The sequence below is a fragment of the Pseudomonas sp. Irchel s3a18 genome, assembly GCF_900187535.1.
Taxonomy (GTDB): domain Bacteria; phylum Pseudomonadota; class Gammaproteobacteria; order Pseudomonadales; family Pseudomonadaceae; genus Aquipseudomonas.
The window spans coordinates 14197-26195 of sequence record NZ_FYDV01000028.1; the positions used below are offsets into that span (position 1 = coordinate 14197).

13 protein-coding genes are annotated in these 11999 nt (G+C 61.7%); 6 read left to right on the plus strand and 7 right to left on the minus strand.

Going from position 1 to position 11999, the window contains the following annotated elements; genetic code table 11:
• The first annotated feature begins 160 nt into the window (after positions 1–160).
• Positions 161–415: a type II toxin-antitoxin system prevent-host-death family antitoxin gene (locus tag CKW29_RS24705; protein WP_095147129.1), complete on the plus strand. Its 255-nt coding sequence runs from the start codon at positions 161–163 to the stop codon at positions 413–415.
• Positions 412–666: a Txe/YoeB family addiction module toxin gene (locus tag CKW29_RS24710; protein ID WP_095147130.1), complete on the plus strand. Its 255-nt coding sequence runs from the start codon at positions 412–414 to the stop codon at positions 664–666. Before CKW29_RS24705 ends, CKW29_RS24710 begins: the two co-directional genes overlap by 4 nt.
• On the opposite strand, the gene CKW29_RS24715 is transcribed toward CKW29_RS24710, so the two are convergent.
• Positions 660–1850 carry an acetylornithine transaminase gene (locus CKW29_RS24715; protein WP_095149283.1) on the minus strand — a complete coding sequence of 397 codons (1191 nt, stop codon included), beginning with the start codon at positions 1848–1850 and terminating at the stop codon, positions 660–662. The two genes, CKW29_RS24710 and CKW29_RS24715, sit on opposite strands and share 7 nt — an antisense overlap.
• A gap of 87 nt (positions 1851–1937) precedes the next feature.
• On the opposite strand from CKW29_RS24715, the gene CKW29_RS24720 reads away from it, so the two are divergent.
• Positions 1938–2849, plus strand: a complete 912-nt coding sequence (locus CKW29_RS24720; RefSeq protein WP_095149284.1) for a LysR family transcriptional regulator — start codon at positions 1938–1940, stop codon at positions 2847–2849.
• A 199-nt stretch (positions 2850–3048) separates the two neighbouring features.
• On the opposite strand, the gene msrA is transcribed toward CKW29_RS24720, so the two are convergent.
• The 3 genes from msrA to msrB are packed head-to-tail and all read right to left on the minus strand — an operon-like array spanning position 3049 to position 6167.
• A complete protein-coding gene (gene msrA / locus CKW29_RS24725; RefSeq protein WP_095147133.1) occupies positions 3049–3756 on the minus strand; it encodes a peptide-methionine (S)-S-oxide reductase MsrA in 708 nt (235 codons plus the stop codon).
• Between the two features lie 39 nt (positions 3757–3795).
• Positions 3796–5604, minus strand: a complete 1809-nt coding sequence (locus CKW29_RS24730; protein ID WP_095147134.1) for a cytochrome c biogenesis protein DipZ — start codon at positions 5602–5604, stop codon at positions 3796–3798.
• 44 nt (positions 5605–5648) lie between these two features.
• Entirely contained in the window at positions 5649–6167 is a 519-nt protein-coding gene (gene msrB / locus CKW29_RS24735; RefSeq protein ID WP_095147135.1) for a peptide-methionine (R)-S-oxide reductase MsrB, read from the minus strand.
• Between the two features lie 152 nt (positions 6168–6319).
• Between msrB and CKW29_RS24740 the strand changes: the two genes are divergently transcribed.
• From CKW29_RS24740 to CKW29_RS24750, 3 genes are all read left to right on the plus strand, one after another.
• Positions 6320–7036 (plus strand): response regulator transcription factor, encoded by a 717-nt coding sequence (locus CKW29_RS24740; RefSeq protein WP_095147136.1) that lies wholly within the window; start codon positions 6320–6322, stop codon positions 7034–7036.
• A complete protein-coding gene (locus CKW29_RS24745; protein WP_095149285.1) occupies positions 7033–8562 on the plus strand; it encodes a HAMP domain-containing sensor histidine kinase in 1530 nt (509 codons plus the stop codon). Before CKW29_RS24740 ends, CKW29_RS24745 begins: the two co-directional genes overlap by 4 nt.
• Positions 8563–8751: 189 nt before the next feature.
• Positions 8752–9456, plus strand: a complete 705-nt coding sequence (locus CKW29_RS24750) for a hypothetical protein (RefSeq protein WP_095149286.1) — start codon at positions 8752–8754, stop codon at positions 9454–9456.
• Positions 9457–10137: 681 nt separating this feature from the next.
• Here the strand turns inward: CKW29_RS24750 and cyoE are convergent.
• From cyoE to CKW29_RS24770, 3 genes are read right to left on the minus strand one after another with little or no spacing between them, the layout of a single operon-like run.
• On the minus strand, positions 10138–11025 hold the full coding sequence (gene cyoE / locus CKW29_RS24760) for a heme o synthase (protein ID WP_095079872.1): 888 nt from the start codon (positions 11023–11025) through the stop codon (positions 10138–10140).
• A gap of 10 nt (positions 11026–11035) precedes the next feature.
• Entirely contained in the window at positions 11036–11377 is a 342-nt protein-coding gene (cyoD, locus tag CKW29_RS24765) for a cytochrome o ubiquinol oxidase subunit IV (RefSeq protein WP_095079870.1), read from the minus strand.
• Positions 11378–11998: a cytochrome o ubiquinol oxidase subunit III gene (locus CKW29_RS24770; RefSeq protein WP_095147140.1), complete on the minus strand. Its 621-nt coding sequence runs from the start codon at positions 11996–11998 to the stop codon at positions 11378–11380.
• Between the last annotated feature and the right edge of the window lies 1 nt (position 11999).

An 11999-nucleotide genomic window follows, 5' to 3' on the forward strand; every position in this document is an offset into this window, starting at 1 on the left:
ACAGGGTTTGAAGAAGCGTCTTGAAGACGGCAAAGGTGTAGAGAGGGCTTAATCGAAACTGCTCAGGGAGCAGTTTCGATTTCCCGGACCACTCAGGGGTGCCACCTTGCAAACATGTACTCATTTCTGTACGTTCTTCGTATCAAGCGAGGACAAGACGATGCAGACCATCAATTACACCCATGCGCGCGCGCACCTCTCGGAAACCATGGATCGCGTCAATGAAGACCGCACCCCGCTGCTGGTAACCCGGCAAAAGGGAGAACCCGTGGTGATGATTTCCCTCGCCGAGTACAACGCGCTGGAAGAAACGGCCTATCTGCTCCGAACGCCAGCCAACGCCGAGCGCCTGATCAAGTCGATCCATAACCTGCGGGCCGGGAAAAGCAAGCCAAGACAGCTCATCGAAGAATGAACATCCTGTTCACTCCCGAAGCTTGGGAAGATTACCTCTGGTTTCAGCAGAACGATAAAGCCGGACTAAAGCGGATCAACCTGTTGATCAAGGCAACCCAGCGAGCCCCCTTTACCGGTCCCGGCAAGCCTGAGCCACTCAAACATAACCTGAGTGGCTTCTGGTCACGGCGAATTACTGCCGAGCATCGCCTCGTCTATTGCGTTGAGGGCGACGGTTTACAGATCGTGATGTGCAGATACCATTACTGAACGCTTACCAGCCGCCCTATCCCACGGACAATCATCTCCACCTCGCGCTCATCAATCGTCAGCGGCGGCAGCAGGCGAATGGTTTTACCTCGTGTCACATTGATCAGCAGCCCGTGGTCGCGGGCGGCAATGAGGGTCAGGTCGCGAATGGGTTGGGCCAGTTCGATGCCGATCATCAAGCCCTGACCACGGATCGCCAGCACGTTCGGGTGATCATCGAGTTCGGCGTGCAGCCGAGCCAGCAGCAGTTCGCCCTGGCGCCTGGCGTTTGCCAGCAGCCCTTGTTCTTCAATGATCTCAAGCACCGTGCAGCCGACCCGACACGCCAGCGGGTTGCCGCCAAAAGTGCTGCCGTGGCTGCCGGGGGTGAACAGTTCGGCGGCTTTGCCACGGGCCAGGCAGGCGCCGATCGGCACACCGTTGCCCAGGCCCTTGGCCAGGGTCATGACGTCCGGCACGATGCCTTCGTGCTGAAAGGCGAACCATTGCCCGGTACGGCCGATGCCGGTCTGGATCTCGTCGAGCATCAGCAGCCAGTTGCGCCGGTCGCACAGGCTACGCAGGGCTTTGAGATACCCGGTCGGCGCCAGTTGCACACCGCTTTCGCCCTGAATCGGCTCCATCAGCACCGCCACGATGCGTTGCCCATAGACCTGGTGAGCTTTATCCAGCGCCGCGAGATCGCCAAACGGCACCTTGAGAAAATCCCCCGGCAACGGGTGAAATCCCAGGCGCACCGCCGGGCCGTCACTGGCGGACAGCGTGCCAAGGGTGCGGCCGTGAAAGGCGTTTTCCATCACCACCACCAGCGGCTGCTCGACCCCTTTGTGCCAACCGTACAAGCGCGCCAGCTTCAGTGCGGTTTCATTGGCTTCGGCACCCGAGTTGTTGAAGAACACCCGCTCCAGGCCGGACAGTGCGGTGAGCTTTTCCGCCAGCCGTTGCTGCCAGTCGATGCTGTACAGGTTCGACGTGTGCAGCAACAGACCCGCCTGTTCAGTGATCGCGCTGACCACCCGCGGGTGCGAGTGGCCGACATTGGTCACGGCCACGCCCGCCACCGCATCCAGATACTCACGGCCGGCCTGGTCCCACAGGCGGGTGCCCAGTCCCTTGGCAAAACTCAAGGCCAGTGGTTGATAAGTGCTCATCAGGTGGGTAGCGGTCATGGCATCAAGCTCCATCAGGTGTTGGTTTTTTTGCAGTATCGTTAGCCACCCGAGCTGGATAAACGCTGTATAACTTCAATCATTTTAAAGCTGAGCTTGATAATGGATTTATTCCTGGCGATGTCGGTTTACGTGAGCGTGGTCGAGTCCGGCAGCATGACCGCCGCCGCCCGGCAGTGCAGCCTGTCGACCACCATGGTGGGCAATCACTTGCGCGCCCTGGAGCAACGCCTCGGGGTCAGCCTGATCAATCGCACCACCCGCCGCCAACGCCTGACCGAGTTCGGCGCGGCCTATTACGAGCGCTGCCTGGAGGTGCTGGGCCTGGTCCAGGAGAGCGAACGGCTCGCCGAACAGGTCCAGGGCGAACCCAAGGGCCTCTTGCGCATTACCGCCCCGCCCAGCTTCGGTTCGGAGTGCCTGGCACCCGCCATGCACCTGTTCACCCAGCAATACCCGGAAATCCGCGTGGATGTGGTGCTGAGCAACCAGGTGGTGGACCTGATCGACAACAGCGTCCACGCCGCCATTCGCCTGGGCACGCCAGAGCCGTCGGGGCTTATCGCCCGGCCGCTGCAGGATTTCACCCTGACTATCTGCGCGGCACCCTCGTACCTGAAACGACGGGGCGTGCCCGCCCTTCCCGCCGACTTGAGCCACCACGCTTGCCTGGCCTACGCCTATCCCGCGGGCGATGAATGGAGTTCGATGGGAAAACAATGGCTGTTGACCGGCCCTGAAGGCGAGGTGCAGGTGCCGATCAGCGGCCCGATGGTGATCAACAGCGCACCGGGGCTGCTCCAGGCCGCCCGGGCCGGCATGGGTATCGTCATGCTGCCCGACGCCCTGGTGCATCAGGACCTGCGTGAAGGCAAGCTGGTCGCGCTGCTGCAGGATTACCAACTGCCGAGGCGGCCGATGAACCTGGTCTACGCGCCAGACCGCTACCGCTTGCCGAAGCTGCGCAGTTTTGTCGAATTCGCCTTGCAGATGTGGGGCAAGCGGAGTGGTTGATCAGTCGCCTTTAGAGGCTAATGCCAGTCAGTTAAGCGAACGCCGACCTTTGTGGAGCAGCCGGTCGACACTCGAGTGCTCGCGATGGACGTTAACGATAACGCGTATTGCCTGATTAAACGCGCGGCCCTTGAGTTCATCGCGAGCACGCTCGCGCCTACACATGCGACTCCATCTCCTTAACTGACTGGCATTGGGCCTACAGGCCTGCCTTCACCAACACCGGCTTGTGCGAATAACGCTCGGGGTACAACTGTTTGAGTTGCGCCACTTTCGGCAGGTCGTTGATCACGATGTAGGGATACGTCGGGTGCTCTGTCAGGAAGTCCTGATGGTAATCCTCCGCCGGATAGAAACCGTTGTAGGTTTCCAACGTGGTCACGATCGGCTTGCTGAACGCACGGGCCGCGTCCAGTTGGGCGATGTAGGCCTGGGCGACGGTTCGTTGTTCCGTGCTTTGCGCAAAAATGGCCGAACGGTACTGGGTGCCGGTGTCCGGCCCCTGGCGGTTCAGTTCGGTGGGGTTGTGGGCCACCGAAAAGTAGATTTGCAGCAAACTGCCGTAGCTCACCTGAGTGGGATCGAAGGTCACTTTCACCGCTTCGGCGTGACCGGTGTCGCCCTCGCTGACGCGCTCGTAGCTCGCGCTGTCAGCCGTACCGCCGGCATAACCGGAGACGGCACTCTGCACGCCTTTGACATGCTGGAACACCCCTTGTACCCCCCAGAAGCAACCACCGGCGAACACCGCGGTTTCGCTGCCAGTCTTGGGGGACTCATCAAGGGCGGGGGGCGCGATGATGACCGCGTCTTCAGCCACGCCGAAGGAAAACCCCAGGCATTGACCGACGACGCCGGCAAACGCCAGCCCCAGCAGGGTTTGACGCCAGCTGAATCGGGTTCTCATGGTGTCCACTCCTCAATGCTGAAAATACAAAAGCCGTGTTCAACCGAAGGTAAAGGCATAGGCCGAGACGCCGGGGTCGAGGAATTCGATGCTGAATGTGCGCTCTGCGACATCGCCGGGTTGACGCACCAACTGGTACAACCGTTGTTCGGTCACGCTGCCACTGCCATCCGGGGCGACATCCATGCCGTGAGCATCACCCGGCGCCTGGCCGTCGACCGTGACTTTGAAGCGCACCGGCTTGCCCTCCACGCCAGGTCCCAGCACCAGGTGCAGGTCTCGGGCATGGAAGCGGTAGACAATACGGCTGCCCGCAGCCGCCGAGGTGGCATGCTCGGCGCCAACGTTCCATTGCCCGTCCAGTGCCCAGTCGTTGAGCGCCAACAGCGCCGGCACCTTGTAGTCGGCTACCGCGTCGGGCGTCAGGCTCGCTGCGGGTACGAAATGCGCCAGGCGCTGATAGCCCACATAGGTTTCCGGTGACTTCACTTCACTCATCCGCGCCTCCCGCTGCATCCCTTGGGCACTGACGCTGATCAAGCCATCGGGCACCGTCGAAGCGCCGGCTTCGCGCAACAATTGTTGAATCACCCGCTCCGATTCGGCGTAGTTGCCCTCACCAAAATGGTGGTAACGAATGCGTCCCTGGGCGTCGGCAAAGTAATGAGCCGGCCAGTACTGGTTGTTGAAGGCCCGCCAGATCGTGTAATCGTTGTCGAGGGCCACCGGATAGTTGATGCCCAGTTTCTTCATGGCCCGGGTCACGTTATCGACGTCACGCTCGAAGGCGAATTCCGGTGCGTGCACACCGATCACCACCAGCCCCTGATCGCGGTACTTCTCAGCCCAGGCTTTGACGTACGGCAAGGTGCGCAGGCAGTTGATGCAGGAGTAGGTCCAGAAATCCACCAGTACCACTTTGCCCTTCAACGCCTGCGTGGACAGTGGCGGTGAGTTGAGCCACTGCACGGCACCGTCGAGGGACGGCAGCGGGCCTTCAATCGGCAAGGTGGTCGCGCCAGTGGCGGTCCTCTTCATCGCGCCACCGGCGGCCATCATCCTGGCGCCCGGTTGATCGCTGGCGGTCGGCAACTGCGCCATCATCGCCCCGCTGCCACCGGGTGACTGGCTGGCCAGTCGGGTGACCAACGCCTGTTCAAGGCCTCCCGTCGACGCGGTCGACAGCCGCGCCAGGACCCCGGTATCCAGGCCCAGCGCAATGGCAGCTACACCGGCGAGCATCGCTGCGCCCAGCCCCCGGCGCAGCCATTCACCGGCACCGATCGAGCGCTTCATCGCCGCGTACACTTTACCGCCCAGCAACAGGGCGACCGCCAGGGAGGTGGCGGCGCCCAAGGCGTACGCCAACAGCAGCAAGGTGCTGCCGATGTTGGCCCCTTGCAGTGCCGCGCCGGTCAACACCAGCCCGAGGATGGGGCCTGCGCACGGTGCCCAGAGCAGGCCCGTGGCGACTCCGATCAGCAACGAAGCGCCGGGACGCGGCCGGGCATCGGCGCCGGCCGCCTGCGACAGGCGACTGCCGGCGGCCACCAATGGGCGCGTCCAGCGTTCGGCCAGGCTTGGCAGCAGCAACGCCAGCCCGAACAGTGCTACGAACAGCAACGCGAGCCAGCGACCGTACTGATTGAGTTGCACCACCCAGGCGCCGCCCACCGCGGCCAATGAGGCGACGAGCGCGAAGGTCAGCGCCATCCCCAGCAACAGTGGCAAGCCACTCTTGATGAACGGCTGCCCGGTGCGAGCGAAGACAAAGGGCAGTACCGGCAGAATGCATGGGCTGACGATCGTCAGCACACCACCGAGATAAGCGAGAACCAACAGCCACATAGTGATGACCTGCCTGCAAGTAAGAGAAGAACCTGAGCATGGGATCAGGCCGCCAGTGGTTCGAAGGTCAGCGCCAGGCCGTTCATGCAATAGCGCAGACCGGTCGGCGGTGGCCCATCGTTGAATACATGGCCCAGGTGCCCGCCGCAGCGTCGACAGTGAACCTCATCGCGCACCATCCCGTAGGAACGATCCTGGCGCGTGGCCACGGCGTTGGGCAGGGGCGCCCAGAAACTCGGCCAGCCGGTGTGGCTGTCAAACCGGGTGCTCGATGAAAACAGTGGCAGCGCACAACCGGCGCAGGCAAAGGTGCCGTCGCGATGTTCGTTGTTCAGCGCGCTGCTGTAGGCACGCTCGGTGCCCTCCTCGCGCAGGATCTCGTACTGTTCGGCGCTGAGCATGGCGCGCCATTGGGCCTCGGTGTGGTTGACCTCGAAGGTTTCGCCCGCGCTCGCCTCGCTGATCAGTGCCGTGGGGGCCAGTAGCCTTGGCAGGGCACCGAGCGCCAACCCCGCAACACCCAGGCCAGCGCCTGCCAGAAGAATCTGTCGCCGTGAATACATGGCCCTCTCCCTTATTTCGCCGTAGGTTTCATGGAACACAGCCTAGGCTTGAGGTGATCGCCAAATCCTCACGTGGAGTTAAACAATTCGTGATAACTCCCCCGTGGGAAAACCCGCACAATGGTTGCACCACGCAACAGGATCCAACCCCTATGGACCAGCCCAAACGCGTTCTGGTGGTCGAGGACGACACCCACATCGCCGACCTGATCTGCCTGCACCTGCGCGACGAGCAGTTCGAGGTGGTGCACAGCGCCGATGGCAACCAAGGCTTGCGCCTGCTGGAGCAAGGCAATTGGGACGCGCTGATCCTCGACCTGATGCTGCCCGGCACGGACGGCCTGGAAATCTGCCGCCGCGCCCGCGCCATGGCCCGCTACACCCCGATCATCATCACCAGCGCCCGCTCCAGCGAAGTGCATCGCATCCTCGGCCTGGAGCTGGGGGCCGACGATTACCTGGCCAAGCCGTTTTCGATGCTGGAGCTGGTGGCACGGGTCAAGGCCTTGCTGCGGCGGGTCGACGCCATGGCCCGCAACCTGAAGATGGACGCCGGCAGCTTGACCTGCGACGGCTTGTTCATCGACCCGATCACCCGTGAAGTGTCCCTGGAGGGCAAGCGCCTGGACCTGACGCCCCGCGAGTTCGACCTGCTGTACTTCTTCGCCCGCCAGCCGGGCAAAGTGTTCTCGCGCATGGACCTGCTCAACGCCGTATGGGGTTACAGCCACGAAGGCTACGAGCACACGGTCAACACCCACATCAATCGGTTGCGGGCCAAGATCGAAGCCGATCCGGCGCAACCGGTGCGCATCCTTACGGTGTGGGGCCGAGGCTATAAGTTCGCCACGGCGCAGGAGTCGCCATGAGACTGACCCTCAGCCAGCGCCTGTCGGCGGTGTTCGCCCTGTTGCTACTGGTGTGCAGTGGCACCTCGGTGTGGATGCAGGTGCGTTCCAACACCATGCATGAGCTGGAGGTGGTGCAGGGCTTGTCCCGCGACCTGGCCCGGCACATCGCACGCGACACCCAGTTGATGGACGCCAACGGCCTGAAACCCGAGGCCCTGCGCATGCTGTTCAGCCAGCTGATGCTGGTCAACCCGAGTGTCGAGGTGTACCTGCTCGACAATCAGGGCCGGGTGGTCGGCAATGCCGCGCCCGAAGGTCATCTGCGCCGCGAGCAGGTCGACCTGGCCCCCGTGCAGCGCTTGCTGAACGACGAACCGCTGCCGATTCTCGGCGACGATCCGCGCAGCCTCCAGGGACGCAAGGTGTTCAGCGCCGCGCCGCTCAAGGTCAACGGCCAGCAGGCCGGCTATCTCTACGTGGTACTGCTCAGCGAAGAACACGACCGCCTCGCCGAGCGCGGCGCCACCAGCGCGGCGTTGAACACCGCCTTGTGGTCGATCGACATGGTGGCCTTGCTGTGCCTGATTGCCGGCCTCACCGCCTTCACCCTGATCACCCGGCCGCTGCGACAGCTGACCGATACGGTGGCGCATTTCGACATCGACGGCGCCCCCGCCGCACCGCCACTGCCCACCCCTTCGGATAAGCCGGACAGCCTCGCCGGCCAGGACGAAATCGCCACCCTGGATGCGGCTTTCCGGCAGATGCAAAAGCGCCTGGGCGAACAATGGCGCTCCTTGACCCGCCAGGACCAGGAGCGTCGCGAACTGGTGGCCAACATCTCCCACGACCTGCGCACCCCCTTGGCCTCGCTGCATGGCTACCTGGAAACCCTGTCACTCAAAGACGCCAGCCTGACCCCGGACGAGCGCCGTCGCTACCTGGGCATCGCCCTGGATCAGAGCCGCAAAGTGGGCGGCCTGGCGCAATCGCTGCTAGAGCTGGTGCGCCTGGAACACGGGTTCGTGCAACCGGTGCTGGAGCGCTTCTCGCTGACCGATCTGGTGCAGGATATCTTCCAGAAATTCGAATTGGCCGCCGAAGCCCGGCAAGTGCATCTCAAGGCCAGCTTCGCACCGAAGGTGTCCGGGGTATGGGCTGACCTGGGGTTGATCGAGCGGGTGCTAACCAACCTGTTCGACAACGCACTGCGTCATACACCCATCGGCGGAATGGTCGAGATCAGGCTCGTGCCACAGGGCGGTTTTGTCGAGATCACGGTCAGTGACAGCGGCCCTGGGATCGCGGCCGAACTGCGCGACGGGTTGTTCCTGCGCCCGTTCAACATCGGTGGCGCACGGCGCGATGGCGGATTGGGATTACGCATCGTGCAGCGGATCCTGGAGTTGCATGGTCGCGAGATCCGCTTGCTGGATGTCCCGGGGCAAGGGGCAACCTTCTGCTTTTCGCTGCCGGTGGACGAAGACACCGCGACCACCCTGGCGGTGCGCTCAATGAACCTGAACAGCCCGGGCAAAACCTGATCCTGGCTTAACAAAAGCGGGCCTTGTGGCGTAATGTTTGACCGTTCATGGGGTCCCATCGAGCAACGGACGGCCCTGATCGTCTGTTGGTCCGTGACAACGGCGCAGCGGTCCAATAGATTAAGCGCCCCCGAAAACACCGATGCTGTTCTCGGCTCACATCCTGTTTAAAGAAGTAGTGAAATTTCAATGTCAGATTCCAACACCGCTGAATCCGTAGTCACCTTGTCGTCCAAAGCGGAATACGAAAACTCCATCAATCTTTCACAACACGTGCCGCAGGCCAAAACCATCAGCGAGATGGTCCTGGACGCCTTCCACACCTCGAAGGAAAGCGACCAGATTCGCGAACTGCGCGCCGCCATCCGCCAGGCGCACGACAGCTTCGACGACGATAAGGCCTACGAGCTGATGGGCCAGCTCAAGCAACTCAAGGACGCCGAAGCCGCCGACATCGCTGCCCTGGAAGACCTGAGCAGCAAGTTCCCGATCAGCCGCATCCTGTCCAGCTTCAAGGACGACCCGAGCTTCCAGGAGCTGGTCTACGGCCTGGCCCTCAAAGTCCTGAACCAGACCCACCAGGCCATCAGCAACCCAAGCGGCGGTAAAGGCAAGGCCGCGCGCACCAAGAAAGAAGCCGAAGTGTTCAGCATCAGCAAGGACGGCATCACCGTCACCCTGCCCCTGCGCACCCCACGCTCCAAACCCAACGTCGATCGCGAAGCCTTCGAATTCCTGGGCTTCACCTTCGTCGGCGAAGGCGATGAGGCAGAGCTGGAAAACGAAACCTTCATCGACACCAGCGACACCGAACAACCGGCCACCCGCAAAGCCATCATCACCGCCCTGCAACAGCAGACCGCGTTTGAGGGCTACGGCATCGTTCAGCAGTAAGCGGCAACGAAGGCACCGCTGAAACATCTCATTAGCCCCGCACTTCTCCCAAAGGCGGGGCTTTTTTGCTTGGCTTTGGCTTTGGCTTTTGATCTTGATCTTGATCCACCCGCCCCATCGGCAGGCTGAGCGCAGGTATTCATCCGGGGATTGGCGCGCAGCGCCGTTCGACGCAGTCGAACTCATTGCATGGAGGTCGTCGCGAAGCAGACCGGAGGGCAATGCCCCCGGATGGATGCCGGAGCGAAGGAACCCCGAGCCTCGGCGAGGGGCCGGACGCTCGGGGCGAAGCGTTTTTTTGCTTACTTTTTTTAGGCGCTTGTAAAAAAAGTGAGTCGCCGTCAGGCGAAACCATAAGTCGCCATGACCGCAGCAACGGATATGTACACCGCACCTGCAAGAGAATGGTTGGCTGTCAGGCCGCCTTCGCGGGCATACCTACGCAAGAGAATGGCCGGCTGTCAGGCCGCCTTCGCGGACATACCTACGCAAGAGAATGGCCGGCTGTCAGGCCCCCTTCGCGGGCAAGCCCGCTCCCACCCAATCAGTGGCCCCATGTAAGCCTGCATACGATCCCGGCTTGCATGCCGTCAACGCAGACCAGCCAACGCCCACAAACACACCCCCATAAAAAACCCCGCTCTTCTCTCGAAGGCGGGGCTTTTCAACAGCGTCCGGCGCTCAAGGCGCGTAAGTCAGCAACAACTCACTCGGCACCTTGAAGTCCAGCGACATCATCACGCTCAGGGCCGTGATGGTGAAGATCGAGAACACAAACAGCTTGCGCGCCCAGACCGTGTCATCCACCGCCTTGTAGCCCGTCCAGGCCATGTACAACCAGTACATGCCCATGGCCGCCGCAACCGCGAGATAACTCATCCCGGCATAGCCACTGAACGTCAGCATCAAGGTCGCCACCAGGAACGCCAGGATGTAGAGCAGGATGTGCTTCTTGGCCACCTGGATCCCACGTTTCACTGGCAACACCGGAATCGATGCGGCCAGGTAATCGTTGAAACGGAAAATCGCGATGGCGTAGGAATGCGGCATCTGCCACAGACTGAACATCACCAGCAGGGTCAGCGCGGCCATGTCGAAGCTGTTGCTCACGGCCACGTAACCGATCACCGGCGGCATCGCCCCCGACAGACTGCCCACCAGCGTGCCGTGAACCGACTTGCGCTTGAGGTACAGGCTGTAGAAGCCGACGTAGATGACAAAGCCGATGACGGCAAACAGCGCGGCCAACGGATTGGCCACCGTGTACAACAGCGCAACGCCGACGACACCCAGGACGGTCGCATAGGCCAGGGCCAGTTTCAGGGAGATCAAGCCCTGGACCAGCGCCCGGTTCTTGGTGCGCTCCATCTTCAGGTCGATGTCGCGGTCGATGCAGTTGTTGAACACGCAACCGGACGCCACGACCAGGGACGTGCCGATCATGGCCGCCAGGAAAACAGCCAGATCGACATGCCCTTTCGAGGCCAGGAAAAACCCGCCTGCCACAGAAAGCACGTTACCGAAAATGATCCCCGGTTTGGTGATTTGGATAAAGTGCTTGAGCGACATCGGGTCTACCTCACTTCGCCATCATGAAGGTGTGGATGCTGAACATGATCCACAGCGACAGACCCACCAGGAGGACGATCACCAGCGCGGCAAACACAAACGCAATCACGTTGTTGCGCTGCGCGGCCGAACGGTCCAGGTGGAGGAAGTACACCAGGTGCACCAGCACCTGGATGATCGCGAACGCCAGGACGATCCACAGGGTGATCGACTTCGGCAGCGATGGGTACATCACCAGGCCGAACGGGATGACCGTCAGGATCACCGACAGGATAAAGCCGATGGCGTAGGACTTGACGCTGCCGTGGCCGGCTTCGTCGTGGCCATTGTGGGAATGTGATGCGTTAGCCATTTACATAGTCCCCATCAGATAAACAACCGTGAATACGCAGATCCACACCACGTCCAGGAAGTGCCAGAACAGGCTCAGGCAGCTCAGACGGGTCTTGTTGGTCGCCGTCAGGCCGTTCTTCTGCACCTGGTACATCATGATCGCCATCCAGATCAGACCGCTGGTCACGTGCAGACCGTGGGTACCGACCAGGGTGAAGAACCCGGACAGGAAGCCTGAGCGGCTAGGGCCGAAGCCTTCGGAGATCAGCAGGTGGAACTCGTTGATCTCCATGGCGATAAAGCCGGCACCGAACATGAAGGTCATGGCCAGCCAGCCCAGCACCTGATTCTTCTTGCCCTTGAACAACGCCAGCATGGCGAAGCCGTAGGTGATCGAGCTGAACAACAGCAGAGCGGTTTCGCCCAGCACGTAAGGCAGTTCGAAGATGTCGTGGCCCGACGGGCCACCGGCAACGTTGTTTACCAGTACGGCGTACACCGCGAAGATCGATGCAAACAGAATGCAGTCGGTCATCAGGTAGAGCCAGAAACCGTATACGGTCATCTCGCCCGAATCGTGGTGATGGTCATCGTGCCCATGGTCATGGGCGTGTCCAACATTGGTCACTAAGTTCGACATG

Bases quoted from the DNA above. Each gene is read 5' to 3' on its own strand.
- cyoD (WP_095079870.1), bottom strand. From the start codon at position 11,377: ATGGCTAACGCATCACATTCCCACAATGGCCACGACGAAGCCGGCCAC.
- CKW29_RS24730 (WP_095147134.1), bottom strand. From the start codon at position 5,604: ATGTGGCTGTTGGTTCTCGCTTATCTCGGTGGTGTGCTGACGATCGTC.
- msrA (WP_095147133.1), bottom strand. From the start codon at position 3,756: ATGAGAACCCGATTCAGCTGGCGTCAAACCCTGCTGGGGCTGGCGTTT.
- CKW29_RS24705 (WP_095147129.1), top strand. From the start codon at position 161: ATGCAGACCATCAATTACACCCATGCGCGCGCGCACCTCTCGGAAACC.
- CKW29_RS24720 (WP_095149284.1), top strand. From the start codon at position 1,938: ATGGATTTATTCCTGGCGATGTCGGTTTACGTGAGCGTGGTCGAGTCC.
- CKW29_RS24740 (WP_095147136.1), top strand. From the start codon at position 6,320: ATGGACCAGCCCAAACGCGTTCTGGTGGTCGAGGACGACACCCACATC.
- CKW29_RS24710 (WP_095147130.1), top strand. From the start codon at position 412: ATGAACATCCTGTTCACTCCCGAAGCTTGGGAAGATTACCTCTGGTTT.
- CKW29_RS24745 (WP_095149285.1), top strand. From the start codon at position 7,033: ATGAGACTGACCCTCAGCCAGCGCCTGTCGGCGGTGTTCGCCCTGTTG.
- CKW29_RS24715 (WP_095149283.1), bottom strand. From the start codon at position 1,850: ATGGAGCTTGATGCCATGACCGCTACCCACCTGATGAGCACTTATCAA.
- msrB (WP_095147135.1), bottom strand. From the start codon at position 6,167: ATGTATTCACGGCGACAGATTCTTCTGGCAGGCGCTGGCCTGGGTGTT.
- cyoE (WP_095079872.1), bottom strand. From the start codon at position 11,025: ATGTCGCTCAAGCACTTTATCCAAATCACCAAACCGGGGATCATTTTC.
- CKW29_RS24770 (WP_095147140.1), bottom strand. From the start codon at position 11,998: ATGTCGAACTTAGTGACCAATGTTGGACACGCCCATGACCATGGGCAC.
- CKW29_RS24750 (WP_095149286.1), top strand. From the start codon at position 8,752: ATGTCAGATTCCAACACCGCTGAATCCGTAGTCACCTTGTCGTCCAAA.